This is a genomic window from Hymenobacter lutimineralis, assembly GCF_008271285.1.
In the GTDB taxonomy this organism is placed as follows: Bacteria; Bacteroidota; Bacteroidia; order Cytophagales; family Hymenobacteraceae; genus Hymenobacter; species Hymenobacter lutimineralis.
On sequence record NZ_VTHL01000011.1, the window covers coordinates 125,556 to 152,012 of the forward strand.

Sequence of the window (26,457 nt, forward strand, 5' to 3'; positions counted from 1 at the left end):
AGTCCCTCTTGCACCAAGGCAGGAGGGACTTTTCGGTAGGTAGTTTCCCTGTCAACAGGGAAAGTGCTTAGTGAGCAGCTTCCTCTTTGGCAGCAGCAGCAGCTTCCTGCGTTTCGGCAGCAGCTTTCTCCACACCCGCTTCGGTAGCATTGGCGGCGTTGGTAGCAGCAGCTTCCGTAGCCTGGCCAGCACCTTCTACCGCGTCGTCGGTCACGGCAGCGGCCGTATCGGCAGCAGCTTCGGTAGTTGCAGCGGCGTTGTCGGCGGCAGCTTCGGCGTTGTTCTGCTCAGCCTGCGAGCAGGAAGTGGCTACAGCGGCGAAAGCAATGGCTACGAGGGCAGATTTAACAAAGAATTTCATGACAAAAAGGGTAAAGTCTGGTGAAAGATTCAGCTTTCATCCGGCAAGGCGAAAAAGGTAACCCATCCGTTTCGCAGCGAAGAAAAGCCAGCAGTTCTTGTGTCCCTCTGGATCTGGTGGAGAGCAAGGGCCGGGCGTACGGTTTTAGCTGATGGGGCTCTACTCGAGCCCACGGGGCACTCAACCTTTCCGCTGCAGCCTGGGTATATGCAGACATTCAGTCTGACCTTTCCCGCATATCTCATGGATTCTACCACACCCACCCCCCAGTCGGTTCCTGCGCCCACCATTCCGCTGGAAGTAACCGATAAACAAAACTCTGCTTTAGTAGAAGATACTTTGGCGCTTCTCAACGAAGGTGTGCCTAGCCAGGAAAACCAGCGGGGCGCTTCCGAAATCGCGCGCTGGAAAGAAGTGCTGCTGGCCAGTGAGCGGCCCGGGCTGGCCAAAATCAAGCAGGAAATTGTGCTGCTGCAAGAGCAACTGGCGGCCACTGATACCGAAGCCCATGCCATTGCCGAAACGCTGGCCAGCCTGGGCGCCGAAACCATCAAAGTAGCGGAAGAAGCGGCAAACGGCTACACGGCTCCACTCACGCACTTGGGTAAGCTTCTGATTAAGCTGGGCTCTTCTCTGTCGCGCTAGAGTAAGCCAACTGCTGGCGGGAGTAAGCAAGGGACGCTACCTTTGCGGCTCCGCCAGCTTTTTGCTTATGCCAACGCCCGATTTAACCCTGTACGACCCTTTTGATGGCATGCGCTTCGGGCGGCACATCTGCTTTTTGTGCGGCCTCCCCACGCAGCCTTCGGTAGATACAGTGTCAGTGCTAGCTCCCTGGCTGCTGGAGCGGTATCAGCTCCACGGGCGCCAGATGCGCCTGCTGGACCAAAGTGTGGTAAGCTTCGAAGACCTGCGGGTTCCGTGCTGTCCGCGCTGCCGCACGCAGGCTGTGGAGCCTCTAGAAGCTAAAGTGGCTGCAGTAGCGGCTGTGGGCGGCTTAGCTTCCTGGCAGCAGTTGGATGAGCAAACGCTGTTTCTGTGGCTGGCTAAGATGTACTACGGCATTCTGCTGACGGAGCTGCTCACCGAGCTGGACCCGTTGATCAAGCCTGAGTACCCGCTGTCGGAGAATGGGCAGATGCTGAGCAAGCTGCAGTCGTTTTACCAGGTTTTTCAGGCCCTGCGCGTACCCATCGTCTTCGAAGACTTCAACCCGGCCTCGGTATTCATGCTGGAGGTAGCTCCCGAGGAAGACACCCTGCCTTTCGAGTACGATGATGATTTGAGCACGATGATGTTCAGCATCAAACTCGATGACGTGGTGCTGGTGGCCTGTCTGCTGGACAATGGCATTATCCGGCAAGCCATGCGTCGCGTATATGAAGACGTGCAAGGCAAAGCCCTGCATCCCATTCAGGTAGCCGAATTTAAGGCGCGGGTGTACTACGCGGCCTATCTGTTCAATGTAGTGCCTGACTACTACGTGCGGGCCGTAAAACCCGGTGATACGCACTTGGTGTACGACACCCTCATTGACGATGTCACGCGGGAAATTTTTAATCCCTGGGAAAACACTGGCTACGCTAGGTCGCTGCAGGAAATGTGGAAACGCTGGCGGCTGGAGTTGCCGGAAATAATTCGTAATCCGGCGCAGCCCCTCAGTTTTCTCTATACCGAGGTGGGGGAGCCCCGCACCATTACCTCTTATCCCGTTCCGGAGTAAGACACGGAGAGAGTGGGTGATTAGCCCTCACTCCACTCGGAACTGGATGAAGTTACCTTCGTGATTTTTACTTTTTCCCACCGGCCAAAATCGATGTCGTCCATACGGCCCTCGATTTCGCGCTCATTCATCAGCACATCGATGCAGTGCCGATGCCGGCGGTTCATGGTGTCGTGGACGGTATACACGCCATCTAGCTCTGGCGAAAGACCGCTGATACGGACGGCATCACCGTAATCCAGTGGGCCTCCCCACCGCTGAAGCAGGTCGCGCGATAAGGCTACCCAGCGGGTTTTGCTCGAATGATTGCGTGGAATCCGCGAGTTGTCGGCCGTGATGAAAGGCTCATCGTCGGTCTGATCAACCGAGGGGGTGTACACTGTAGCGGTAACCGTGTAGTGCGGTAAGCGCGAGGGAAGATTAGATAATTTATTGGATTGAACCGAGATTGGGCGTGCCTCCAGAATAGGGGGCGCCACTACCGTAAATACCGCCGGAGAGGGCGTAGCAGCAGGAAGAAGGGCTGTTTGGGGAGCGAAAATGAGATTCAGAAGAAATAGGGCAATAGACATGGCAATTAGGCTGGTGGGCTCCCTGTTAAAGCCTGGGAGTATAAGCTTCGTCCAAATTCGTTGGACATTCAGTTAGGATGAACCCTACAGCGCAAGCCCCCGAAAGGTTGCGAACAAGGTGAAAATACTGCTTTAAAATACGAATAATTGTTTTAAATCGATAATAATTAGAATTTGTTCAGGTTATATAGGCTATAGCTTCTTTTTGTGGTATTTCTGGTTGCCGCCTATGGCATTTGGATAATGAGTAGCTGATTTAATAAAGTGCAATTACGGGATTTTTTCACAAACGCTTTTTTCCTCCTGACAGTCAACCTGAACTTTGGGATGGTTGGTACTTGTAAGATGGAAACAGCCGCTCCGCCTTAACACAAGAACTGCCTGTAGCAACTCGGCGTCTTTGCCTCTGCAATTGAACTAGTACAAGAAAGGCGCCTAACGTTTGCTGGCGGGCTTCAAATAAATTAGGCCCATGCAGGAATAAAGACCTCACGTGCCGGGCATGTTCTATTATAAGCAAACGTATTCTGACGCTAGAAGCATTTTTCAGGGTATATGATAACCTTATACACCTTCATTATCGTTCAGTTATAAGCAAAAGCCTGCCTATTATTTAATAGATTGACAATTCAGGTAGAACTATTTGATTTACTACGGAAGTAATAGGTTGATTACGAAGTTAATTTGAACATGCAAATATGGGTTTTAACTTACTCGCCTAACGCATTACTTTTACACCGACACTTCTAGCTCCCACCGCATGGACGCCTACTCTTATATCGCCAATGCCCATGGCGAATACATCGACCAGCTTTATCAGGCTTACAAAAGCAACCCGGAATCGGTTGATTTTGGCTGGCGTAAGTTTTTCGAAGGCTTCGACTTCTCTCAGCAATACTCCGAAAACGGTGTAGCTCAAGCCGATGGCGAAGGCGTACTAACTACGTCTGCCAGCACCAATGGTGCCGGGACCATCCGGGCCGTCGATACGGTTGCTGCCGATAAGGAAACGCAGGTGCGCAACCTGATTCATGCCTACCGCAGCCGCGGCCATTTGGTAGCGCGCACCAACCCGGTGCGGGAGCGGAAAGACCGGAAGGCCCGGCTTAGCCTTTCTGATTTCGGGCTAAGTGAGACGGACCTCGACACCACGTTTAAAAACGGGGAAGTCCTGGGGCTGGGTGACAAAGCCACTCTCCGTGACATTGTAGCCGCGTTGCAGAAGATCTACACCCGGACTATCGGCTTCGAGTACATGTACATCCGCGACCCGCGGGTACTCGACTGGTTCCGGGAGAAGGTAGAAAAGGACTCCCTGAGCTTTAATCCTGGAATAGAATATAAAAAGCGGATTCTGAGCAAGCTCAACGAAGCCGTTGTTTTCGAGAACTTTCTGCATACCAAGTTTTTGGGGCAAAAGCGCTTCTCCCTGGAAGGCGGTGAAACGACTATTCCTGCCCTTGATGCCATTATTCGCAAAGGCGCCGAGCTAGGGGTAGAGGAAGTGATGATTGGCATGGCTCACCGGGGGCGCCTGAACGTGCTGGCCAACATCATGGGGAAAACCTACGAGCAGATCTTCTCGGAATTTGAGGGAACGGCCGTACCCGACCTGACCATGGGCGACGGGGATGTGAAGTACCACATGGGCTATAGCAGCCAGGTAGATGCCGGCACGCGCACCGTCAACCTGAAGCTGGCGCCCAATCCCTCGCACTTGGAAGCCGTGAACCCTGTGGTGGAAGGCTTTGTGCGGGCCAAGCTCGACCATGGCTACGGCAACGACTATAATAAGGTGTTGCCCATCCTGATTCACGGCGACGCCGCCGTGGCGGGGCAGGGCATTGGCTACGAAGTAACGCAGATGTCGCAGCTGGAAGGCTACAAGACCGGCGGCACCGTGCATTTCGTGATCAACAACCAGGTAGGCTTCACCACCGACTTCGAGGATGCCCGCTCTTCGATCTATAGCACGGACCTGGCCAAGATTATCGACGCGCCTGTGCTGCACGTGAATGGCGACGACCCCGAAGCCGTGGTATTCGCGGTGCAGCTGGCTACGGAGTACCGGCAGCAGTTCAACGCCGATATCTTTATTGATATGGTGTGCTACCGCCGCCACGGGCACAACGAATCGGACGAGCCTAAGTTCACGCAGCCCACGCTCTACAACCTCATCAGCAAGCACCAAAACCCCCGGGAAGTGTACAACGCCGCACTAGTAGAGCGCGGCGACGTAGATGCCCAGCTGGCGGCGCAGATGGACAAAGAATTCCGCGACACCCTGCAGGCCCGCTTGGATATGGTGAAGCAGAAGCCCCTGCCTTACAACTACCAGGCCCTGGAAAACGAGTGGCGCAGCCTGCGCCGCTCCAAGCCCGATGACTTTGATCAGTCCCCGGCTACGGGCATCAGTGAGGAAGTAATAACCAAAGTCGGCAAGGCGCTGACCACGTTGCCCGAAGGCTTCCGCCCCCTCAAGCAGATCGAAAAGCTGATGGAGGAGCGCAAGAAGATGTTCTTCGAAACGCGCGTGCTTAACTGGGCGGCGGGCGAGCTGCTGGCTTATGGCTCCCTGCTCGCGGAAAAGCGCATTGTGCGCCTGAGTGGCCAGGATGTGCAGCGGGGCACGTTCTCGCACCGCCACGCCGTACTCCACGATGCCGAAACCTCAGCCCCCTACAACTCCTTGAACTACATCGGTGAGGGTCAGGAACAGCTACGGATTTACAACTCCCTGCTGAGCGAATATGGCGTGCTAGGCTTTGAATTCGGGTATGCCATGGCCAACCCCACTGCCCTGGTAGTGTGGGAAGCTCAGTTCGGCGACTTCGCCAACGGCGCGCAGACCATGATTGACCAGTTCATCGTGTCGTCGGAAAGCAAGTGGCAGCGCATGAACGGGCTGGTCATGCTTTTGCCCCACGGATACGAAGGCCAGGGCCCGGAGCACTCCAACGCCCGCCCCGAGCGGTTCCTGCAACTGGCGGCCGAGCACAACATCGTCGTGGCTAATATGACCACGCCGGCCAACTTCTTTCACGCCCTGCGCCGCCAGCTCACCTGGGAGTTCCGCAAGCCGCTGGTGGTCATGTCGCCCAAGTCGATGCTGCGCCACCCGCTGTGCGTGTCGCCGGTAGAGGAGTTTACTTCCGGAACCTTCCGCGAGGTGCTCGGCGACGTGTACGCCGAAGACAAGAAGGTAAAGCGCGTGCTGCTGTGCTCAGGCAAGGTGTATTTCGATCTGCTGGAAGAACAGCAGAAGTCGGAGCGCCGCGACGTGGCCATTGTACGCCTGGAGCAGCTGCACCCCTTCCCGCAGAAGCAGCTGGCCGCCGAGTTGGCCAAGTACCCCAAGGCAAAAGTGTACTGGGTGCAGGAAGAGCCCGAGAACATGGGTTACTGGAACTACCTGCTGCGCTTTATGCGCCGCGAGCTGGAAGACGTGATTTCGCGCAAGCCCTCCGCGTCGCCGGCGACCGGTTACAACAAGGTGCACGTAAAGGAGCAGAAGGAGCTGGTCGCCCGCGCCTTCGACAAACCCCGCGAAGAAGTGGCTGATACCACCATCAAGCAGACTGCGGCCAGCGCCCAGAAAACCGACTAGCCGTCTTTGAGCAGTGAGCTGATGGCCGTTAGCCGTTGGTTTTGCTCTCTAATAAGCCAACAGCAAGCAGCTCTTGGCTAACAGCTAAACATCTCCCACCGAAACCCTCAATATTCCCACTTATGGGTCTGGAAATTAAAATCCCCGCTGTCGGCGAGTCCATCACCGAGGTTACCATTGCCAAATGGCTGAAAAAGGACGGCGACGCCGTAAAGCGGGACGAAGTAATTGCTGAGCTGGAATCAGACAAAGCCACGTTTGAGCTGCCCGCCGAAGCCGATGGATTTCTGAAAATCCGGGTAGCCGAGGGCGAAACCATCGGCATCGGAGTAGTCATTGCCGATATCGATGGAGCCGGAGCACCCGGCGCCACTTCGGCACCCGCGCCAAGTGCGGCTCCGGCCACCCCCGACCCCGTCAGCCAGGGTGAGCAAAACCCCCAGGCCAGCAACCAAAGCGGCTACGGCGGCTCGCAGGCGGGCTCGACTAATACGCCTACTCCCGCCGCTGCGGGCAGCGGCGCCACCGTGGAAATGAAGATTCCTGCCGTGGGCGAGTCCATCACGGAAGTAACAGTAGCCAAGTGGCTGAAAGAGGACGGGGCCCAGGTGCAGCGCGACGAAATCATTGCCGAGCTGGAGTCGGATAAGGCCACGTTTGAACTGCCCGCTGAGGGCACCGGCACGCTGCGCCACGCCGCCAAGGAAGGCGAAACCATTGGTATTGGAGCTACCATTGCCCGCATCGAAGGCGGAACTGGTGCCGCCGCGGCTCCGGCCGCGCCAGCTGCCCCGGCCGCTGCCACCACCACGGCAGCAGCACCAAGCAACGCCGCTGCCCCAGCGGCTGCCAGCTCCTACGCTACGGGTACGCCTTCGCCGGCGGCCGGCAAGATTCTGGGCGAAAAAGGCATCAACCCCGCCGACGTGCAAGGCTCCGGCCGGGATGGGCGCATCACCAAAGAAGATGCTCAGAACGCTCAGGCTCGTCCGGCTGCTCCGGCGGCCCCCGCGGCTCCTGCTCCGGCTGCAACTCCGGCCCCCCAGGCTGCTCCGGCCGCCAGCGGCAACCGCGTGCAGCGCCGTGAGCGGATGAGCAACCTGCGCAAGACGGTGGCCCGCCGCCTGGTGTCGGTGAAAAATGAGACGGCCATGCTCACCACCTTCAACGAGGTGAACATGCAGCCTATCATGGACCTGCGCAACAAGTTCAAAGACAAGTTTAAGGAGAAACACAGCGTGGGCCTCGGCTTCATGTCGTTCTTCACCAAAGCCGTGTGTGTGGCTCTGAAAGAGTGGCCCGCCGTGAATGCCCAGATCGACGGTACCGACATTGTGTACAACGACTTCTGCGACATCAGCATTGCGGTATCGGCCCCGAAAGGATTGGTGGTGCCCGTAATTCGCAACGCCGAGGAGCTGTCGTTTGATGGCATTGAGAAGGAGATTGTGCGCCTCGCTACCCTGGCCCGCGACAACAAGCTCACCATCGAGCAGATGACCGGCGGCACGTTCACCATCACCAACGGCGGCGTGTTCGGGTCCATGATGAGTACGCCTATCATCAATGCCCCGCAGTCGGCCATTCTGGGTATGCACAACATCGTGCAGCGCCCCGTAGCTGAGAATGGGCAGGTGGTAATCCGGCCCATGATGTACTTGGCTTTGAGCTACGACCACCGCATCATCGATGGGCGCGAGTCGGTGTCCTTCCTGGTGCGCGTGAAGGAGCTGCTCGAAGACCCCACGCGTCTGCTGCTGGGCGTGTAAGCAAGCCCCTAAAATTTAAGCCCCTTCCCAGATGCCGCATCTGGGAAGGGGGTTTTTCGTGACGTTCAGGGTAGCAGTTCCGCACCGGATGGGCACAAAAAAACGCCCCGCAGAACGGGGCGTTTTCCTTTCGGGGTGGTGGGGTTGGGTGGGAGCGGAATTGTACCTGGGTGGGTGCAAAGGAAAAGCTAGTCAACGGGTAGCTCGCGCAGGCGCGTAGCACTTAGCCGGGTGGCTAGCTGACGGGCCAGCTGCTTGGCTTCTTCAGCCTTGGAGCCCGAAAAATATTCTTCAACGGTGGACGAAAATAGGTCCAGCCAATGATTGACGTGATGGCCGCCCTGGGGTAGCACAACCTGCTCGGGCAGGGGCTCACCCTCTATGTCCTTTTTGCCCAGTAGCGTGGTGCTCCAGTAGCGGTACTGCGAAGTCAGGAAGTAGGGCCAGTGAATGCGCGAGGCAGCGCCAAAGCTCGGCCCCAGCAGCGTATCGTTATTGGCCTTGTAGCACAGGGTATCTACCAGTTTTTTGATGTCGCCTTCGGTCTGAATATCGGGGAGAGTAGCAGCTGTTTTCATGGGGAGACGCGAATAACGGGTGGGTACCGCAGTACGTAGCGAATTTACGCAGGTTTCGTGATATTCGCTTTAGTCGGTGGTATTTTTTTCTGACAAACTTTTATCCTGCGAACAAAAATGGCCGATTGGGCTGCAAAAGCACGATTCTGGCCCAGCCTGCTAGCAAACGATGCCAGGTTGGGCGGCAACCGATTGCGCGGGTGGGCAGATACGTAGTTCCGGGGGCAGGGTTGAGCCAGGCATGGGAGCTACTGCGCCTCACTGAGCCACGGCAGCCGGACGGAATACGACACAGCCATTTGCCCATGCATATCCGTTAGAAGGGCTTCACCTAGTTTCTTCGTCTTATGGCAGCTTCTTCGGCTTTCTGGAAAACTATTGGAATGGGCGTCATCGCGGGTATGCGCAGCGCCTCAGCCCCGGCTTTGCTCAACCACGCCCTGCAGCGGCGCCCCTCGGCCGGCCTTCGGCACTCAAGGCTGCACTGGCTGCAGGAAGCCGCCGTGGGCAAAGGCCTAAAGCTGCTGGCCGGCGCCGAAATGCTGGGGGATAAGCTGCCCAACGCCCCCGACCGCACTGCACCCATCAGCGTAACCGGGCGGGCCATGTCGGGGGCATTAGTAGGCGCTTCCCTCTACAAGCTCAACCGGCAGTCGTGGCTGGGTGGGGCGGTGCTGGGTGCCGTGGGCGCGGTGGCGGGCACGTTCGGGGCCTATACCCTGCGAAAGCTGGCCGCCGACCCCACCCGCTTTCCCGAGCCCCTGCCCGGCTTCGTGGAAGACCTGCTGGTGGTAGCCGGCGGCGGCCAGCTGCTGGCCAACTACCGGCCCCGCCGGTAGATGAGGCCCTGTGGTGGGGTTTCTTTCGCCGCGGTATCAACGGAAATGAAAAATAGCTAGGGTTGAGCGTGGGCGCTAACGTAGCGGCCACGCTCAACCTTTTTTGCTGGCCGCCCCAGGCATAGTCTGCAAGCGGACATATTGCCCGGCATCGGACACAATCTGAGAATTCAAAAATGGCCTTGTGTTAGATAAATATCTGAAAAGAAGAAGGTTAGTGAATTGGCACGCGGCTTGGCTTCTCTTACCAGGACGGCGGCCTCAACCGTTCGGAAGTGTACACTGGCTACCCGGCGTGCTTTCCCGGGAGGCCGCCGCCATCTGTCCATCCACTCTTTCTCTTTTCTGCTATGAAAACCCTGTTCTCCTCTCCCTCCTCGGCACGTGTTCGGTCCGCTTGCTTGGCCCTGTTCACCCTGGTTACCTTAGGCCTGACCCAGCCGGCCCAGGCCCAACAAGCAGCGCCGGTGACGCTCGAAACGCCTACGCCCGAAACGCTGCGGGTGCGCGTGCAGAACCCTGCCCAGCAAGCCGGCTCCGTCCAGATTGTGAGCCTGCGCACGGGCCAGTCGCTGTTCCGCGAAACCTACACGGCCCCAGTTTACGCCAACCGCTTTGATTTCCGGAACCTGGCCGGCGGGCACTATAGCGTGGTGCTGCGCCTGGGCCGTGACCAGTACCGCTACACGGTGCACATGCAGCCCGCCAGTGCCACCTCCGGGGTGGTAGTGCGCACCGTGAAGGCGCGCCTGCCCAAGACGGTCATAGCATTGGCCGCCGAATAGGCCGCCGCTGCGCGCAACTAGCTACAAAGCCAGACGCCTCCGGGCTGGTCGAGGAGTCGCTCCTGGCCAACCCGGAGGCGTTGGTGTCTGTTGCCGCTGGTGCCCAGGCGCCGGGCCCGGCCCTAGCGTCGCGCTACTTCGTAGGGCAGGTTCACGAAACGGCCTTTGATGGTCTTCGTTACGTAGTTCTGCTGCTTGTTGTAGTTGCCGGCCTTGAACTCGAAGTAGCCGGAAAACACGTGCTTCTCCCGGTTGACGGAGGTAGTGGTGAGGGTGCCACCCGTGCGACGGGGATAGTCGTTTTCGGCATCTATAATCAGGACGTCGTCGTTGTAGAGGGCGCCGTAGCCATCATCCCCCAGTGGCAGCACCCGATTGGTATCCGGGCCGCTGTGGTTGTCGAAGGTATAGTTGAGCGAGAGCTGCACGTAGGGGTAATGGTCGCCGGTCCGGTCGGTTTCGGCCAGGTAGAAGATGTAGCTGTCGTCGCCGATGGTGCTGTACCACAAGTGCTCTACCGTAATCTGGTGCGTGACGGGCACCCCATCTACCTCAATAGTGGCCGAGGCCGGGGCCAGCTGGGCGGTAGTAGCCACCACGGTGCCCCCGCGCACCAGGGTAGCCTGCACGGGTTCCGGGGCCAGGTACTCGGCGGTGGGGGCGAAGCGCAGGGTGTACTCGCCTGGGGCGGCCGCCGCAAAGGCGTAGGCCCCCGTGCTGCCAGGCGTAGCCGTGAGGGTGCGGCCGCTCTTGTCGGTGGCGGTAACGGTGCTGACGGCCTGTGCCGGGGTAATCTGCCCGCTGAGCACGGCCAGCTCCACCGGTTGCTGGGGCGCCGGCGTGGCGGGGTCTTTTTCGTCGCAGCTGGAGAGCAGGCCACCGGCCAGTAGCAGGCCGAAGGCCACCGCAGATAGACTAGGAAAGCGCATAGAGTAGCTGAATAGGGAAGTAAATCAGCCAAAGATAGGCGGGTCCTGGTCTTTTAGGGGCGAAACTCTCGCCTGCCCAACTCCAGGCGCAGGCGTAGGTACTGCTGTAGCCAGATGGGGTAGAGGTTGTAGCTCACATTGAGCAGCGTGAGTCCGGCTGCCCAGCCCCCATACCCCTGCACGGCGGCATACACACTCACCAATAAAAAGAACACCCCAGCCGCCACGTGAAACCGCTCCATGTGGTAGCTGCCGGCCCGCACCGCAGCCGCCGACTGCCCGGTGCTTACGCGCCGATAACCAGGGTAGCGCCGCCGTAGCAACCCGTTTACCACGCTGCCGTGCTGGGCCAGGCGGTTGACCAGGGGCACGCCCAGCCGCCGGTACGCGGCGGGGGCACGGCTCAGCTGCCACCAGCTAAACCATGCTTTCGGTACGGCATACGCCAGCAGGCTGAGGGCCAGCAGCCCGTACAGCCAGGGGCGGGGCAGGTGCTGGTAGCAAAACACGCTCAGGGGCCCTAAACTCAGCGCCGACCACAGCACCGAAGGCACGGCGTTGTAGAGCGCCAGCCGGGTCGGCGAGGGCTGCCTAGGGTGCTTAGCGGGTACCATTCCCCAAAATACGCTGCCGCCGCCTGGGTTTCGGTGAGGGCCATGTTATTCGGGTCCTGCTGAGCGAATCGTGTCATGCTGAGCGCAGCCGAAGCATCTCGACCGCTTCGTAGAAATACCACTGCAATGAAGCGGTAGAGATGCTTCGACTACGGCTGCGCCTTCGCTCAGCATGACGGTTCATAAACACGCACTGCTCCTTACGGCTCCTTAATAGCTTTCCTTCTGAAAGCCGTACTCGCGCAGGCGGGCCTCGAAGGAGTCGGGGTAGTTGGCTTTGAGGTGGTGGATGAGGGCGCGCAGGGCCTTGCGCACTTTCTCCTCGCCCTGCACCTTGGTGCTTACTTTGCCGCTGCGGCTGCCGGCCGCCTCGGTGCTCGCCGAAACCAGGCTGGCGTACTCGGTGGCCAGGGGCTGCCAGAAAGCCGTGCCGTACTTCTTCTTATCGAACTTATACTTGACGAGGGCCGCCAGCAGCTTGGTGAGGGCTGCGGCCCGCTCGGTGCGGTCTTTGGGCAGACGGTAGCCTTTGTTGAACTTCTCGATGCCGAACTCGGGGTAATAGGCCTTGGGGTTCTCGTATTCTTCCTCCAGGTAGTTTTTCACGAAGCCCAGCCCTTTGTCGAGGAGCGTATCGAGGGCCTTGAGGCGGGCGGCCTGCGGGGTGCGGGTGTCGCCGGCTGCCTCGGCCGCGGTGCAGGCGGAGGCAAAGGCAGCAGCTTGGGCGGCAAAGTCGGTTTTGGTGAGCCAGAGCAGGGCGGGCAGCTCGTCGCCTTGCCACTTGCTGGCCGCCGTGGTTGCCAGAGCCGACAGGGCCAGCGCTACGTCGGGGAGCTGCTTGGCGCGGCGGACGGGTTTGGGAGCGGGCGTCGGACTCGGGGCCACCGACGCGGGGGAGGTAGTAGACATAATACGAATGGATTAAGTAATGGAATAAGGGAATATAGCGGGCCGGCTATCCAATAGCAAGTTGCCCCAGGGCTCCGACCATCGTCGGAGAGCCGGGAAACTGCGCCCCACCGCTCCGACCATGGTCGGAAAGCCGGAACGCGGGAAACCAGGGCTGCCGCCGGTGCGGGAGAGGCGGGGAAGCTAGGCCAGGTAGCTGCCGAGGGAAAGAATCTTCCAGAACGGCATGTACTCCGTCCAGCCCAGCAGGAAGGAAAAGAGCACGTGGATAACGGGCGCGGACAAGAAGCTCAGCGCCAGGTAGGCCGCCGTGCGCCGCTTATCCAGCTGTCATACCAGCGGGGGCAGCAGCACGGTAATGAGCATGGGGATGGGGTAATACACCCACCAGGGCAGGCCGAGCGTGGCTCCATACTTCCCAAACAGCATTCCAAACACCACGACCACCAGAGCCAGCAGCCCAATCTGGCGTTGCCGGGCCCGAAATGCTTCCCGGGGCAGAATCACCCAAGCCATCAGCCAGAACACTACCAGCGACGCCAGAATCATGAAGGGGAAATGCCACTCGGTGCTCATATCAGGGAGTTGGTGCCGGAAGGAGGACCGACCAAAGTACGCTTACTACAGGGCTACTCCCAAAAACAAACCAGCCGCTCCTAGGGCAGAAGGGGCTGAGTGATATTACATGACGAGCAGGTCCCAGACTGTATACCTCATGTTTTCATAGGGTTGGTAGACGAGCACCTTCACCGTTAAGTCGCTGGGCTCATTGTTCACCCATAAATCGAATTCAGCTAGCACCTGATGCGTGCCGTCAATTTCATAGACATCCATACCATCAAAAGCTTCCGCAGGTGGCTGCGTCAACTTTCCCGGGTATTGTCTTACAGCTTCTTCTAGCCATTCCGGTTTTTGTCGCTCCTCTTGGCTTTCATCTACCAGCTTTTGATAGTTGCCGTTCACAAGGTCGATTACCACCTGAGTCATTAAAGCTGACAAATGCTGATTCATAATGGCAAGATACCCCAAAAACAAGCCAGCTGCCATCGGGGCAACAGCGGCTGTGGAAGCTGTAGAGGCGGGGATAGAAAGAATTCGACCTGTCTCTCATGCGAGCGGCGCGGTTACGGCTTGCTGCGTTACTAAGGAGTTATTTCAATTCATCGAGCTTATCTGGATTAGCCTTCGTCCAAGTCCAACCATTTACATATTGAGTTATACAATTCGTAATTGCAATCATGCCGTTGATTGCGTCAACTTTTAAGTCAAGTGATAGGAAACGGTCTTTCCTGGCTATAGAGAAATGCATCATCCTTTGCTCTTTCTCTATTCTGGTTGACGCGTAAATATGCTTATCACTCAAGTGTATATAGCCTGAAGTAGTATCGTAAACGCTTTTGATCCAAGGATAATCCTTGGAAAATATGCCAACCAAATAAGCATCAGTCATTTTAGTGCCAGTTCGGTCTTTTAATTGCCGAATTGGTTCACCGTCCAATACTTTTAGAGCAAATTCGTGTGGTTGATCAACCTGCCATGCTGCAGCGAAGCGTAGAAAACTATCTAGGTGAAGTCTAATGAGGTGTATTGCTGCTAAGTAATTATCAGCTTCAGCTAGCACAATGAAACCGTTTATAAGTGCTAATGAACGGTTAAGTACTGCATTAGCCAAGATATCTAGAGGAAACAAGTCTTGCCCCTCTACCATCTGTTTAGCTAAGTTTAGAATGTTTGCGTCAGCAAGCCTTAACTCATTGAGCCCATTTGAAAGGATATTGTCATCCATAAAGCAAGAGTTGCAATCATGAAACCAAAACGCCACCGCCCATTTGGGTACGGTGGCGTTTTAAATGCTTGAAGAAGACGTCTTATTTACGACCCACAGGCCTCGCAGGCGTCGGGGTTATCCAGGGAGCAGGCCATAGCGGCGGCCTGGTCGGTGTAGACGGGCTCCAAGGTTTCGGCGGCTTGCTTCTGCACCGTGAACTTAATGGCGTCGGCGGCGGCTTTGGTGCGCAGGTAGTACATGCCGGTTTTCAGGCCCTTCTTCCAACTATGGAAGTGCATGCTGGTGAGCTTGCCGAAGTTCACGTTCTGCACGTGCAGGTTCAGGCTCTGGCTCTGGCAGATAAACGCCCCGCGGTCGGCCGACATGTCGATGATGCGGCGCTGCGAAATCTCCCACACCGTCTTGTACAGGTCTTTGATGTGCTGCGGGATGCTGGGAATATCCTGCACCGAGCCGTTGGCGGCAATAATGGCCTGCTTCATCTGCTCGTTCCAGATGCCCAGCTTCACCAGGTCTTTCAGCAGGTGCTTGTTCACCACCATAAACTCCCCGCTCAGCACGCGGCGCACGTAGATGTTGGAGGTGTAAGGCTCAAACGACTCGTTGTTGCCCAGAATCTGAGCCGTGGAGGCCGTAGGCATAGGCGCTACCAGCAGGGAGTTGCGGGCTCCGTGCTTGATAACTTCGGCGCGTAGGCTTTCCCAATCCCAGCGGCCCGAGTTAGGCGTCACGCCCCAGAGGTCGAACTGGAACTGGCCTTTGCTCAGGGGCGAGCCGGGGAAGGTTTCGTAGTGCCCGTCGCGGATGGCTAGGTCTTTGGAGGCCGTCATGGCCGCGAAGTAGATGGTCTCGAAGATGTCTTTGTTCAGGCCGGCCGCTTCGTCGCTCTCGAAGGGCATGCGCAGGGCAATGAAGGTATCGGCGAGGCCCTGTACGCCCAGCCCAATGGGGCGGTGGCGGCGGTTGCTGCGCTCAGCCTCGGGCACGGGGTAGTAGTTGATGTCGATTACCTTGTTCAGGTTCTTCGTGGCGTGATAGGTCACGTCGTATAGCTTCTGGTGGTCGAACACCAAAGAGCCGTTTTCTTCCTTCACAAAGCGGGGCAAAGCCAGCGAGGCGAGGTTGCACACGGCAATTTCGTTCTCGTCGGTATACTCCATAATCTCGGTGCAGAGGTTGGAGCTTTTAATAGTGCCTAGGTTCTGCTGGTTGCTCTTGCTGTTGGCGGCATCCTTGAACAGCATGTAGGGCGTGCCGGTCTCGGTCTGGCTTTCCAGGATGGCAAACCACAGCTCCTGCGCCTTAATGGTTTTGCGGCCACGGCCTTCCTTCTCGTACTTCTGGTAGAGCTTCTCAAACTCCGCTCCGAAGGTGGTATCGAGGCCGGGGCACTCGTGGGGGCACATCAGCGTCCAGTCGCCGTTGGCTTCCACGCGCTTCATGAACAGGTCGGGCGTCCAGAGGGCGTAGAACAGGTCGCGGGCGCGCATCTCTTCCTTGCCGTGGTTTTTCTTGAGGTCCAAGAAGTCGAAGATATCGGCGTGCCAGGGCTCCAGGTAAATGGCGAAGGCGCCCTTGCGCTTGCCGCCGCCCTGGTCCACGTAGCGGGCCGTGTCGTTGAACACCTTGAGCATGGGCGTGAGGCCGTTGCTGGTGCCGTTGGTGCCCTTGATGTAGGAGCCCGTGGCGCGCACGTTGTGCACGGCCAGCCCGATGCCGCCGGCGCTCTGCGAAATCAGTGCGCAGTTCTTGAGCGTGTCGTAGATGCCCTCGATGGAGTCGTCCTTCATCGTGAGCAGGAAGCAGGAGCTCAGCTGGGGCTTGGGCGTGCCGGCGTTGAAGAGGGTAGGCGTAGCGTGCGTAAACCACCGCTCCGACATCAGGTTGTAGGTCTCAATGGCCGCGTCGATGTCGTCGCGGTGAATGCCGATGGCCACGCGCATGAGCATGTGCTGGGGCCGCTCCACCACCTTGCCGTCGAGGCGCAGCAGGTAGCTCCGCTCCAGGGTCTTGAAGCCGAAGTAGTCGTAGGAGTAGTCCCGGTCATAGATGATGGCCGAGTCGAGCTGGGCGGCGTGCTTGTGCACCACTTCCCACACGTCCTTGGCAATAAGGGAAGCGTTTTCGCCGGTCTTGGGGTCCTCGTAGGTGTAGAGGCGCTTCATGGTGCTCGAAAACGACTTCGAGGTCACCTTGTGCAGGTTGCTCACGGCAATGCGAGCGGCCAGAATAGCGTAGTCGGGGTGGCGCGTGGTGAGCGAGGCAGCGGTTTCGGCGGCCAGGTTGTCGAGCTCCACGGTCGTCACGCCGTCGTAAATACCATCAATGACCTTCTTGGCAACTTCAATGGGGGAGACGAACAGCATGTTGAGCCCGTAACAGAGCTTTTCGATGCGGGCCGTGACTTTATCGAACTTGACGGATTCGCGCCGACCGTCGCGCTTAATTACCAGCATGGGCGAAGTGTGTGAGGTTGTGAAGGATACGGCGGCGCGGGCCCGGAGCTGCTAAGCAGGCTAGCAAGCCCGCTCGGGATTCCGGGCCCGCGCCGATATGGACCGGAATATACCGAGCCTTGTTAGATGCCTCAAGCTATAGTCCAACAGAAAGTTTTCCACATGGCCCTGGCGCCCCCAAATTCGCCGATTTTGCCTGCAGTGAAATGGCGTAAAAAAGGTTCTGCACCGGGGCAAAATCGGGTTGCGGTTGTGCCGGGAATTTGGTAGGCTAGGTGAGACTATAAACTCGCCTGTCATCCTGAGCGGAGCGAAGGACCTTCTTACGCCGGAACGACCTCGTACCGACAACCTAGTCTAATGGGAGAAGGTCCTTCGCTGCGCTCAGGATGACATACTTCACCCCATAACGCGCAGATTACTTATGGCTTACTACGTCTATATTACCACTAATCTAGCCCGCTCAGTTCTGTACATTGGCATCACCAACGACTTGCACAATCGGCTGGCGCAGCATTACGAAACTCGGGGAAGCAACCAAACCTTTGCCGGTAAATACTTCTGCTACCACTTACTGTACTTCGAGGAGTTCACGGACAGCAGGGCTGCTATTGACCGAGAGAAGGAGCTGAAAGGCTGGACCAGGGCAAAGAAAGAAGCGCTGATAGCCACCCAAAATGCACAGTGGAAATTCTTGGAAGCAGGTTAATTAAAGTCCATAAAAAACGCCTGTCATCCTGAGCGTAGCGAAGAACCTTCTCACGCTAGTACGAGTCGTTGGTACGAAGTCGTGCTGACGTGAAAAGGTCCTTCGCTACGCTCAGGATGACAGACGTTTTTATGAGTTAGTCGAGCTTAAAAATCCTCGTCCAGCGAGAAGGCGTTTTCGGTCCGCTCGCTCATTACGCCGGCTTTCTGGTACTCGGCCACGCGCTTTTCGAAGAAGTTAGTTTTGCCCTGCAGCGAAATCATTTCCATGAAGTCGAAGGGGTTGGTAGCGTTGTAGATCTTGCTGTAGCCCAAGCTCTGCAGCAGGCGGTCGGCCACAAACTCGATGTACTGGTTCATGCTCTTGGCGTTCATGCCAATGAGGTTCACCGGCAGGGCGTCGGTCACGAACTCCTGCTCAATCTGCACGGCGTCCTTGATGATGTCGTGCACGCGGCTTTCGGGCAGCTTGTTCTGCAGGTGCTTTTCGTAGAGCAGGCAGGCGAAGTCGCAGTGCAGCCCTTCGTCGCGGGAAATCAGCTCGTTGGAGAACGTGAGGCCCGGCATCAGGCCACGCTTCTTCAGCCAGAAGATAGAGCAGAACGACCCCGAGAAGAAAATGCCTTCCACGGCGGCAAAGGCAATCAGCCGCTCAGTGAAGTTCTCGGAGTTGATCCACTTGAGGGCCCACTCGCCCTTTTTCTTCACGCAAGGCACCGTTTCCAGGGCGTTGAAAAGGCGGTCCTTCTCCTTGGGGTCCTTGATGTAGGTGTCAATCAGCAGGGAGTAGGTTTCCGAGTGGATGTTTTCCATCATCACCTGGAAGCCGTAGAAGCAGCGGGCCTCGGCCATCTGCACTTCCTGCATAAAGTTCACGGCCAGGTTCTCGTTCACGATGCCATCGGAAGCCGCGAAGAATGCCAGCACGTGGGAGATAAAGTGACGCTCCCCATCGTTGAGGTTTTCCCAGTCTTTCTGGTCCTGGGAAAGGTCGATTTCCTCGGCCGTCCAGAACGAAGCTTCGGCCTTTTTATACATCTGCCACACGTCGTTGTGCTGGATTGGAAAGAGCACAAAGCGGTTGGGGTTTTCGGTGAGTAGCGGTTCCATAGGCAAGCAAGTAGGATGTAGATCGTAGAAAATGAACCCACGCAGGTCGGGTTGCCAACCCCGCGCCAAGCCAGATTGTTTTAGGCGGTTGCGGTGTCGCGAAACCAAGGGCCGGAAGCCAAAGATAAGCCGGGAGTAAACCCTCAGCGGTCTTTTTTGTGTGTTAAATTTTGCGCATGACGCTAAGCAGCTGAGTATTGGCGTTGTGGAAGAGCCGCTGCCTGTTAATAAAAGTTTTCCACATTTTATGTGTGGACAATGCAACTTATCCACAAATTTTCTATTCGCGTACCTGCTTGCGCGTCTTCTCCAGCGGTATTCAGCAAAGCATAAACGAGTTGGTGCAATGACGATTAATGAGTTAGGTTTGGAAATGTGGAAGGGACCTTCTACTTTTGCCTTCCCATTTTTTAGAAACCGCGAAGACGCCGATGTACGCAATCGTCACCATAGCTGGCAAGCAGACCAAGGTCGAAGCCGATAAATTTGTTTACACCCACAAGCTGGCTGGCAACGTCGGCGACAAGGTAGAGTTGGGCAAAGCCCTGCTGACTGACAACAACGGTACGCTGACCATCGGCGCGCCTTTGCTGGACGTAGCCGTAACGGGCACTATCCTGGCGCACGTGAAGGGCGACAAGGTGTTGGTGTTCCACAAGAAGCGCCGCAAGGGCCACCGCAAGCTGAACGGTCACCGTCAGCACTTCACCAAAGTAATGATTAACAGCATCGGCTAGTTTGTCTGAGCTGTTAGCTAATGGCTGCTAGCTGTTAGCTTTCGGTTTGACTGGCTTTGCTCTTTTTCTCAAAAGCTAACAGCCAACAGCTAGTAGCTAAAAGCTAAATAATACCATGGCACACAAGAAAGGCGTCGGTAGCTCCAACAACGGCCGCGAATCGCATTCCAAGCGTCTCGGCGTGAAAATCTTCGGCGGGCAGGATATCATTGCCGGCAACATCATCGTGCGTCAGCGCGGCACCAAGCACCACCCCGGCCAGAACGTGGGTATCGGCAAGGACCACACGCTGTTCGCTATGATTGACGGTACGGTGCAGTTCCGCAAGGGCCGCAAAGACCGTTCGTTTGTATCGGTTGTTCCCGTTGAGGGAGATGCCGCTGACGTAACCACGTCGGCTACGGTTTCGGCCGAGTAAGGTAAGCGTCACCGCCTACGAAATAAGGACAAAGGGCCGTTCGCAAGGACGGCCCTTTTGTGCGTTCAGCTATTGCGAGTGGTATTTTCCGGATCAACAAGCCGATACAAAACCGGTTTGCTCGGACTGGCATCCAGCACTAGGCTGGTGACCTGCAGATTTAGTAGGTAAAGACCGTCCTCCACGGCCTCGGGCACAAAGATGAGCTCCGTGATGGTTGCGGCTTGCCGCGTAGCGTGGGGGTACCGCCAAAACGCATGGTGGGCCAACAACTCGCCCCCATCCTCTTCCCGGTCAACGCTGGGAAGGTCTACAAGCAAATGCTCGACTTGCTCAGTGGCCAGCCAATGGGCCAGAGCAGGCTCTAGATAAGTAGGGTTGGTACCGGAGTAATGACGGGTACGCTTAGCCAAATCGTTGGGCAGCGTCCGCAGAATCAGGGCTTCGGCTACGGCGCCTGCCAACTCGCGCTGCACATCAGCCAGCAAGACCACCAAGTCGCCGTTGGGCTGCAAGCGTGGTTCCACCGAAACTAGCCGCGCCACGAACAGAAAGCGGCGCAGGTGGCGGTCCAACGTGGCCGCTGGGTCGGGGCTGATGTGGCCGTAGCACTCGGTGTGGGTGCCGTTGCCGTGGGGCGTGAGGTGTACGCGCTGGTAGTTGGTGCTACCACCCTGGGCCACACTCCCCACAAAGTTGCCTACCCGGATTACCTCGATCTGCACCGGCTCAGCCCAGAAGCAATTAACTTGATCTTCGCCGGGTGCCAGCGGCAGCGAAATATCCAAGGGCTGGGTTGGGTCAAACTGGTAAGTGCGGCCTTGATAAGGGTAGGTGGGGAGCATTGTAAAGAAGAACGTAGGTGAGATAGGGCGCTAGCGGCTCTGGCCTGTGGTCGAACCATCTGAAATTGGCAGCCGACTTGCTGCTTGTGACGACGGCTCTTCTGCTAGTGTATTGAGTACCCGGCTGATTTCGGGGGCATGAGATAAGACCATGAAGTGGCCGCCGCCGGGGATAAGATAATCAACGGGTGTGGGGCCTGGGGGAAATACCCGGTCCTGCGTCCCCAGGATCTGCAGACTTTGGCCGCCGGTGTCGGTGCTGTCCCACCGCAAGAGTTGGTCAATGGCCCAACGGGTGTACACGGGCTCCATGTCGCGGAGGATTTGCTTGAACAGCTCATACTCCCGCCCATTCTTTACCCCAAAGTACCACTGGCCGGCTCGGGGAAGCAGCTTAAGCCACTGGGGCGGGAACAGCTTGTAAATACCCGTGTTCCGAATCAGGCGGAGTAGGGGAGGGAGGCAGCTGGCATCGGGAATGCTGGATATCAAAACGACCCGGGCTAAAGGCCGAATCCGGCGCATCTCCAGGGCCACCAATCCACCAAATGATACGCCGACTAGGATGCAGGGCTGCGTGGGGTCTACGCCTTCCGCCATCCGGGCCACGTAGCGAGGCAGCGTTTCCCCCGTGGTGGGCGTAAGCCAGGGAAGCACGTGCGCGGTACCTTGCAGCAGGGGCTGCAGGTTCTGGAATACCCGCTCATCGGCGCCTAAACCAGGAAGCAGGTAGAATAGGGGCGAGGACGCAGCCATACCAAAAAGCACTCAGGGTTCGATACGTAGGTAGACGTCTTCCAGGTAGAAGATGTTATGGGGCATAGAGGCTTCGTAGTCGGCGTCCTCGTTGTCGTCCTCGGCTTCGGCGGGTTCGGCGTCTTCGTCCTCTTCCTCGAACGGGGCATCGGCCGGGTAGGTGCAGGAAAGCTTGAGGGCTACCCCATCCAAGTCAATCGGGGGCTTTTCCTCGCGGGTGTATTCCAGCAGGCAGGGCCACTCCGTAACGGTGGCCAGGGCCTCCGCCACTTCTTCCTGCAAGGCCTCGGCCCGGTCGCCGGCCAGGCGCAGGAGCAAGTCCAGCTGCTGAAACTGCAGGCCCAGGTGAAAGAAGTGCAGCTCCTGATCGAAAAGCGTCGTGGCCCAGATGGTGACGTCATCGGTATTGTCGAACACCACCGCTGTGAGCTGCACATGCTCCACAAAGAAGTCCGTGTCGTCCGCTAGTGCGTCAATCAGTCGTCTCATACAAAGGTGGGGAATAGAAAAGGCCTCTGCCCGCGGCGGCACACTTCGCCCGAAGGTAGCAGCGCGGGAAAAGGCAGATGATAAGGCTACAAAATAGAACTTATACGGCCGTAAACGCCACCATCGGCCTGAAAACCGCAGATTATTCGGCAGCCTGGAACAATGACAGCGTAATGTGGTCGGCGAGTAGCTTGCCTTGGTCGGTGAGGGTCAGGACCTTATTTTGCAGAGTAGCCAAGCCGTCCGCCTGCAGGCGCTGGAGGTAGTCGGCTTGCTGCGTCAGCAAATCGGTGTGCAGAGCGTCACGTAGGTAAGCCAGGTCGCAGCCCCGGGCTGTGCGCAGGCTCGTCATCAGGTATTCATTAGCCCGGTCGGTCCTAGACAGGTGCTCCACGGTGGCTGGCACCTCGCCCCGGTCCAGCACGGCGCGCACGTACTCCGGATTGTTGGCTACGGTAAACTGCCGGGAATGGCCATTGAACGAGTGGGCACTGGGTCCTAGCCCGAGGTAGGGTACGCCGCGCCAATAAGCCGAGTTGTGGCGTGACTCGCGGCCCGGCAAGCAGAAGTTAGACACTTCATACTGCTCGTAGCCGTGGGCGCGCATCTGGGTCAGGAGCTGCTCGAACTGCTGGGCCACAAACTCATCGGGTGGCGCCAGGAACTTGCCTTTGGCCTGGCGGTATCCAAACACCGTGCCTGGCTCTACGGTGAGGGCGTAGCAGGAGAGGTGGGGCACACCCAGCGCAAACGCTGCGGCCATATCCTGCTGCCAGATCTGGTGGTCGGGTGCCGGCACGCCATAAATCAGGTCTACCGAAATATTCTCAAACCCGGCATCCTGGGCCAGCCGCACGGCCGCGCCCGACTCCTGAGCCGAGTGCGCCCGGTTCATCAGGCGCAGGTGAGGCTCATGGAAGCTCTGCAGCCCAATGCTGAGCCGGTTGACGGGGGAAGCTGCCAGTTCCCGCACCTTGGCTGGCGTAAGGTCGTCGGGGTTGGCCTCCAGGGTAATTTCCGCATCCGCCGCTACCGCAAAGTGCCGGTATATAGCCGCAAATAGCTGATCCAGCTCGGCGGCCGTGAGCAGGGACGGGGTGCCGCCCCCAAAGTAGATGGTGTCTACCTGAGCATTCGGGCCCAGGTAGGAATGACGTAGCGCCAGCTCCTGCACCAAGGCCTCCACCAAGCGGCTTTTCAGCCCCATGGAGGTACTGAAGTGAAAGTCGCAGTAGTGGCAGGCCTGCTTGCAGAAAGGAATATGGAGGTAAAGACCAGGCATGAGAAAAGCCGGCACCTGACCTTATTGTAAGCACAAGGCCGTGCGGGGTAAGAGAAACAACAAAGGCTGGCAAAGCATCCTACCTTCGGGAAATTAAACGCGCGCTTTTGCGTTTGCCTTCTCAAATGTACGTCCGCTTGCTTGCTTTTGGGGTATTTTTGTGGCTGCTCCTGGGTAGTACGGCTGCAGTATGGGCCCAAAGCAGCCCCAGTATACCGGCGCTACAATCGCCGCCTTTGCCGCCCGATTCCGTAGCCAAGCCTCAAGCGGTGTTGCCCGTAGCCGCGCGCAAGCCGTGGGTGCTGGTGCTGGAAGCCGACGCTGCCGACCAGCCGGTGCTGCGCCGCTATCGGCCCCGTCTGGTGTTGCCCGACTCCCTAAGCGTGGTGCGCGAGGTGCGCGAGCTGGTGCTGGCTATACAGAATGCGGCGTACCTGCTGGCCTCCGCCGACCGGCTTCGCTGGCAGCAGGACACCGTACGGGTGACGCTCTACGTGGGCGAGCAGTTCCGCTGGGCCCAGCTTCGTAGCGGTAATCTGGGCGACGCCCTGCTGACACGGGCGGGCTACCGGGAGCGGTTCTTCACGGCCAAGCCCTTTCTGCCGGCCGAGTGGACCCGTCTGCAGCAACGCATCCTGGCCGAAGCCGAAAACCAAGGCTACCCCTTTGCCTCCGTCCGTCTGGACTCCGTAACGCTGACCGACCGTGAAGTAAGTGGCCGCGTGGTGTTGGAGCGTGGGCCCGTCGTGTATTTCGACTCGCTGGAGGTGGTAGGGGCCACTAAAACGCGCAAACAGTTCCTGGCCCGCTACCTGCAGATCCTGCCCAACCAGCCCTACAGCCAGCAGCGCGTTGACGCGGCTGCGCGGCTGCTGCGCCAGCTGCCGTACCTGCGGCTGCGCGCTCAGCCCGAAGTGCGCTTCGCCCAGCATAAAGCCCGCGTATACCTGTTACTGGAAGACCGGCCCTCCAACCAGTTTGATGCCATTGTGGGCATCTTGCCGAATACAGCCACCAACACCGGGCAAAAAAAGGTGCAGCTCACCGGCGACGTCACCATCAACCTGCGCAATATTCGGGGCGGCGGCAAGCAGCTGGGCCTGCAGTGGCGTAAAGTGGATGCTGCCTCCCAGTTACTCGATGCGCAGTACGTGCATCCGGGCTTTTTTGGGACGCCGCTGGAAGTGGGGGCCTCGTTCAACCTCTACCGCCAAACGCAGGCTAACCCCTTCCAGACGGTTCGGCCCCGTCTGCAAGTGACCTACCCAACCCCCAGCGCTGGCCGGGTTGCTTTGTTTACGGAATGGCGCAGCTCCCGCCTTCTGGCCGATAGCACCTACAAGCTGCTCACCGCGCTGCCCTCTACCATCGACACCCGCTACGATGCCTACGGCCTCGACTACACGTGGAATGCCTTGGATGACCTCTACTTCCCCCGCCGGGGCACCCTGGCTACCGGGCAAGCGGCTATTGGCAACAAGCGCATTAGCAAGAACTCAGAGCTGAACGACACCCTTTATCAGCGCGTAGCCCTCCGCACTACTCAGGTTACGCTAGGGCTGCGCCTGGAGCAGTATTTTCGGCTGGGGCGCAACGGGGTCTTGCTCACCCGGGTTAGGGGAGAAGCCTTGCTCAATAAACGGCTATTTCTAAACGACCTTTTTCGACTGGGCGGGCTTACTACCCTGCGAGGCTTTAACGAGTTGAATTTCTATGCTAATCAATATGCTGTAGGCACAGTAGAATTCCGGCAGTTCACGGGCCAGGATGCTTACGTCTTTCTCTTCGCTGATCAAGCCTGGCTACGGCAGGACATTGTAGCGCAGCCTTATTACGAGGACGCACCCACCGGGCTGGGTGCGGGGCTAAGCTTCCGTACCGGCGCCGGCGTATTTCAGTTCGTGTATTCCCTAGGGCGCTCCGAGCAGCAGAAACTGGCCCTAAATGCTTCTAAGATTCATTTTGGTATCACCAATCGTTTTTGAGCAGCCATAAAGTACTGATATGGGTGCACTGCTGCATTTATCTATTAGGCAGTGATAATGTGCTACTCTACGCGCAATGTGTACTTCAATAGGGCTTGAGGTTCCTGCAAGAATAAAACACCGTCGAGAAATCCATCGAACACTGCGTCGGTAGACAAATAAGCAGTTATTATGAAAATAACGTGCCTGATAATCAATGGATAAAGCATTTAAACCATTGTTTTAACTTCGATATGATACTTTATTCAGAAACTGCCGTACATTTGCAGAACCAAACAGTGCGGGGTGGAGCAGTTGGTAGCTCGTTGGGCTCATAACCCAAAGGTCACTGGTTCGAGTCCAGTCCCCGCTACCTAGAAAAGGTCGTCTTCTTTACGGAGACGACCTTTTGTTTTTTACGCCAACTGCAGTGCTACGGGTGATATAGAATAACCGTCCGTAGAGGACGCTCCACTTGGAGCGGCGCGTGTTGTTGATTTAACGAACTGCTTATAAATCTCTCTAAGCCACAGCATATGCTTAGTGCTCCAAAACAAGCATATAAAAGGATGGCCACCTGCCGTGCTGCGAATAGCCAGTTCAAAGCTCCTTTGAAAAAGCGTAGTGTTATGGAGCCACTAGGAAGAGCGTAACTGGGCCTTGATAACGAGCACACAACTTAATTGGCAATCAGCTCGAGCCTGCAGATTGTCCGGTAATTCCTTCAATGAGCCAAGCAGGTTGCCCATTGAGTCATAACACATCTTATATAATACTGTGGTAAGACCCTTTTCCAGAAAGGGGAGGGGTAAGTGCGTTATTTGAAAGAATGTTTCCGAAGCCCATGATGGCCGCTGTCGGCCGCTTAGTGTCACTTGATAAGATAAGGTTGTAAACTGCTACCCGCGATGGCTGGGCACTGAACGCAGTTATACAGAGGTGCAACTATAGATGGACACATTACACGCGCCCCTCCACGGCCCGGGCACCCTAGGGTCTCTAGGGCGCGTGGAGGCTTTAAACGGCGACACCCCCCGCGGGGCGGGCCGTCCTGAAGCTCAGGCGGGTGTCCGCACGCGGGGGGTGTTGCTCGAAAAAACCAGAAGGTTGGCGGCGACCTACTCTCCCGCCGGTGAAGGCAGTACCATGGGCGCAACGGGGCTTAACGACTCTGTTCGGAATGGGAAGAGGTGAACACCCGTGCTAAAGCCACCATT

Annotated in this window: 25 protein-coding genes, 1 tRNA gene and 1 rRNA gene; 11 read left to right on the forward strand and 16 right to left on the reverse strand. The window is 57.5% G+C overall.

Annotated elements, in window-relative coordinates; all coding sequences use genetic code 11:
* Positions 1 to 67 precede the first annotated feature (67 nt).
* Positions 68 to 361, reverse strand: a complete 294-nt coding sequence (locus FY528_RS11970) for a hypothetical protein (RefSeq protein ID WP_149071249.1) — start codon at positions 359 to 361, stop codon at positions 68 to 70.
* A gap of 243 nt (positions 362 to 604) precedes the next feature.
* On the opposite strand from FY528_RS11970, the gene FY528_RS11975 reads away from it, so the two are divergent.
* Both FY528_RS11975 and FY528_RS11980 read left to right on the forward strand, forming a co-directional pair.
* Positions 605 to 1,006, forward strand: coding sequence for a hypothetical protein (locus FY528_RS11975; protein WP_149071250.1), 402 nt, complete (start codon positions 605 to 607; stop codon positions 1,004 to 1,006).
* 67 nt (positions 1,007 to 1,073) lie between these two features.
* Positions 1,074 to 2,084, forward strand: a complete 1,011-nt coding sequence (locus tag FY528_RS11980; protein ID WP_262383979.1) for a hypothetical protein — start codon at positions 1,074 to 1,076, stop codon at positions 2,082 to 2,084.
* Positions 2,085 to 2,104: 20 nt separating this feature from the next.
* On the opposite strand, the gene FY528_RS11985 is transcribed toward FY528_RS11980, so the two are convergent.
* Positions 2,105 to 2,656, reverse strand: coding sequence for an RlpA-like double-psi beta-barrel domain-containing protein (locus tag FY528_RS11985; RefSeq protein WP_149071251.1), 552 nt, complete (start codon positions 2,654 to 2,656; stop codon positions 2,105 to 2,107).
* Between the two features lie 760 nt (positions 2,657 to 3,416).
* On the opposite strand from FY528_RS11985, the gene FY528_RS11990 reads away from it, so the two are divergent.
* On the forward strand, positions 3,417 to 6,263 hold the full coding sequence (locus FY528_RS11990; RefSeq protein WP_149071252.1) for a 2-oxoglutarate dehydrogenase E1 component: 2,847 nt from the start codon (positions 3,417 to 3,419) through the stop codon (positions 6,261 to 6,263).
* Between the two features lie 122 nt (positions 6,264 to 6,385).
* Complete coding sequence (gene odhB / locus FY528_RS11995; RefSeq protein ID WP_149071253.1) at positions 6,386 to 8,032, forward strand: 2-oxoglutarate dehydrogenase complex dihydrolipoyllysine-residue succinyltransferase; 1,647 nt, start codon at positions 6,386 to 6,388, stop codon at positions 8,030 to 8,032.
* 188 nt (positions 8,033 to 8,220) lie between these two features.
* On the opposite strand, the gene FY528_RS12000 is transcribed toward odhB, so the two are convergent.
* On the reverse strand, positions 8,221 to 8,610 hold the full coding sequence (locus FY528_RS12000) for a group III truncated hemoglobin (protein WP_149071254.1): 390 nt from the start codon (positions 8,608 to 8,610) through the stop codon (positions 8,221 to 8,223).
* A 347-nt stretch (positions 8,611 to 8,957) separates the two neighbouring features.
* Between FY528_RS12000 and FY528_RS12005 the strand changes: the two genes are divergently transcribed.
* Both FY528_RS12005 and FY528_RS12010 read left to right on the forward strand, forming a co-directional pair.
* On the forward strand, positions 8,958 to 9,449 hold the full coding sequence (locus FY528_RS12005; protein WP_149071255.1) for a DUF4126 family protein: 492 nt from the start codon (positions 8,958 to 8,960) through the stop codon (positions 9,447 to 9,449).
* A gap of 350 nt (positions 9,450 to 9,799) precedes the next feature.
* Entirely contained in the window at positions 9,800 to 10,234 is a 435-nt protein-coding gene (locus FY528_RS12010; protein ID WP_149071256.1) for a hypothetical protein, read from the forward strand.
* A 122-nt stretch (positions 10,235 to 10,356) separates the two neighbouring features.
* Here FY528_RS12010 and FY528_RS12015 read toward each other — a convergent pair whose 3' ends face one another.
* The 7 genes from FY528_RS12015 to FY528_RS12045 form a co-directional block, all read right to left on the reverse strand.
* Entirely contained in the window at positions 10,357 to 11,163 is an 807-nt protein-coding gene (locus FY528_RS12015; protein ID WP_149071257.1) for a hypothetical protein, read from the reverse strand.
* Between the two features lie 53 nt (positions 11,164 to 11,216).
* On the reverse strand, positions 11,217 to 11,777 hold the full coding sequence (locus FY528_RS12020) for a glycosyl-4,4'-diaponeurosporenoate acyltransferase CrtO family protein (RefSeq protein ID WP_149071258.1): 561 nt from the start codon (positions 11,775 to 11,777) through the stop codon (positions 11,217 to 11,219).
* 210 nt (positions 11,778 to 11,987) lie between these two features.
* Positions 11,988 to 12,686, reverse strand: coding sequence for a hypothetical protein (locus FY528_RS12025; protein ID WP_149071259.1), 699 nt, complete (start codon positions 12,684 to 12,686; stop codon positions 11,988 to 11,990).
* A gap of 330 nt (positions 12,687 to 13,016) precedes the next feature.
* A complete protein-coding gene (locus FY528_RS12030) occupies positions 13,017 to 13,262 on the reverse strand; it encodes a hypothetical protein (protein WP_149071260.1) in 246 nt (81 codons plus the stop codon).
* Between the two features lie 105 nt (positions 13,263 to 13,367).
* Complete coding sequence (locus FY528_RS12035; RefSeq protein ID WP_187632102.1) at positions 13,368 to 13,697, reverse strand: DUF7668 domain-containing protein; 330 nt, start codon at positions 13,695 to 13,697, stop codon at positions 13,368 to 13,370.
* A gap of 139 nt (positions 13,698 to 13,836) precedes the next feature.
* A complete protein-coding gene (locus FY528_RS12040; protein ID WP_149071262.1) occupies positions 13,837 to 14,472 on the reverse strand; it encodes a hypothetical protein in 636 nt (211 codons plus the stop codon).
* Positions 14,473 to 14,558: 86 nt separating this feature from the next.
* The gene (locus FY528_RS12045; RefSeq protein WP_149071263.1) at positions 14,559 to 16,931 is read right to left on the reverse strand and encodes a ribonucleoside-diphosphate reductase subunit alpha; all 2,373 of its coding nucleotides are present in this window, start codon (positions 16,929 to 16,931) and stop codon (positions 14,559 to 14,561) included.
* 424 nt (positions 16,932 to 17,355) lie between these two features.
* Between FY528_RS12045 and FY528_RS12050 the strand changes: the two genes are divergently transcribed.
* Positions 17,356 to 17,640 carry a GIY-YIG nuclease family protein gene (locus FY528_RS12050; RefSeq protein WP_149071264.1) on the forward strand — a complete coding sequence of 95 codons (285 nt, stop codon included), beginning with the start codon at positions 17,356 to 17,358 and terminating at the stop codon, positions 17,638 to 17,640.
* A 146-nt stretch (positions 17,641 to 17,786) separates the two neighbouring features.
* Here FY528_RS12050 and FY528_RS12055 read toward each other — a convergent pair whose 3' ends face one another.
* Entirely contained in the window at positions 17,787 to 18,749 is a 963-nt protein-coding gene (locus FY528_RS12055) for a ribonucleoside-diphosphate reductase small subunit (protein WP_149071265.1), read from the reverse strand.
* A 431-nt stretch (positions 18,750 to 19,180) separates the two neighbouring features.
* Between FY528_RS12055 and rplU the strand changes: the two genes are divergently transcribed.
* Both rplU and rpmA read left to right on the forward strand, forming a co-directional pair.
* A complete protein-coding gene (rplU, locus tag FY528_RS12060; RefSeq protein WP_149071266.1) occupies positions 19,181 to 19,486 on the forward strand; it encodes a 50S ribosomal protein L21 in 306 nt (101 codons plus the stop codon).
* A 115-nt stretch (positions 19,487 to 19,601) separates the two neighbouring features.
* Positions 19,602 to 19,904, forward strand: coding sequence for a 50S ribosomal protein L27 (rpmA, locus tag FY528_RS12065; protein WP_149071267.1), 303 nt, complete (start codon positions 19,602 to 19,604; stop codon positions 19,902 to 19,904).
* A 65-nt stretch (positions 19,905 to 19,969) separates the two neighbouring features.
* Here the strand turns inward: rpmA and FY528_RS12070 are convergent, their stop codons facing one another.
* The 4 genes from FY528_RS12070 to hemW form a co-directional block, all read right to left on the reverse strand.
* Complete coding sequence (locus FY528_RS12070) at positions 19,970 to 20,749, reverse strand: cyclase family protein (protein ID WP_149071268.1); 780 nt, start codon at positions 20,747 to 20,749, stop codon at positions 19,970 to 19,972.
* A gap of 30 nt (positions 20,750 to 20,779) precedes the next feature.
* On the reverse strand, positions 20,780 to 21,505 hold the full coding sequence (locus FY528_RS12075) for an alpha/beta fold hydrolase (protein WP_149071269.1): 726 nt from the start codon (positions 21,503 to 21,505) through the stop codon (positions 20,780 to 20,782).
* A gap of 12 nt (positions 21,506 to 21,517) precedes the next feature.
* Entirely contained in the window at positions 21,518 to 21,994 is a 477-nt protein-coding gene (locus FY528_RS12080; RefSeq protein ID WP_149071270.1) for a hypothetical protein, read from the reverse strand.
* Positions 21,995 to 22,136: 142 nt separating this feature from the next.
* Entirely contained in the window at positions 22,137 to 23,276 is a 1,140-nt protein-coding gene (hemW, locus tag FY528_RS12085; protein ID WP_149071271.1) for a radical SAM family heme chaperone HemW, read from the reverse strand.
* Between the two features lie 236 nt (positions 23,277 to 23,512).
* Here hemW and FY528_RS12090 point away from each other — a divergent pair, with 236 nt between their 5' ends.
* Positions 23,513 to 25,261 (forward strand): BamA/TamA family outer membrane protein, encoded by a 1,749-nt coding sequence (locus tag FY528_RS12090; protein WP_187632103.1) that lies wholly within the window; start codon positions 23,513 to 23,515, stop codon positions 25,259 to 25,261.
* 279 nt (positions 25,262 to 25,540) lie between these two features.
* Positions 25,541 to 25,613 (forward strand) — tRNA-Met (locus tag FY528_RS12095).
* Between the two features lie 732 nt (positions 25,614 to 26,345).
* Here the strand turns inward: FY528_RS12095 and rrf are convergent.
* Positions 26,346 to 26,457, reverse strand: a 5S ribosomal RNA gene (rrf, locus tag FY528_RS12100).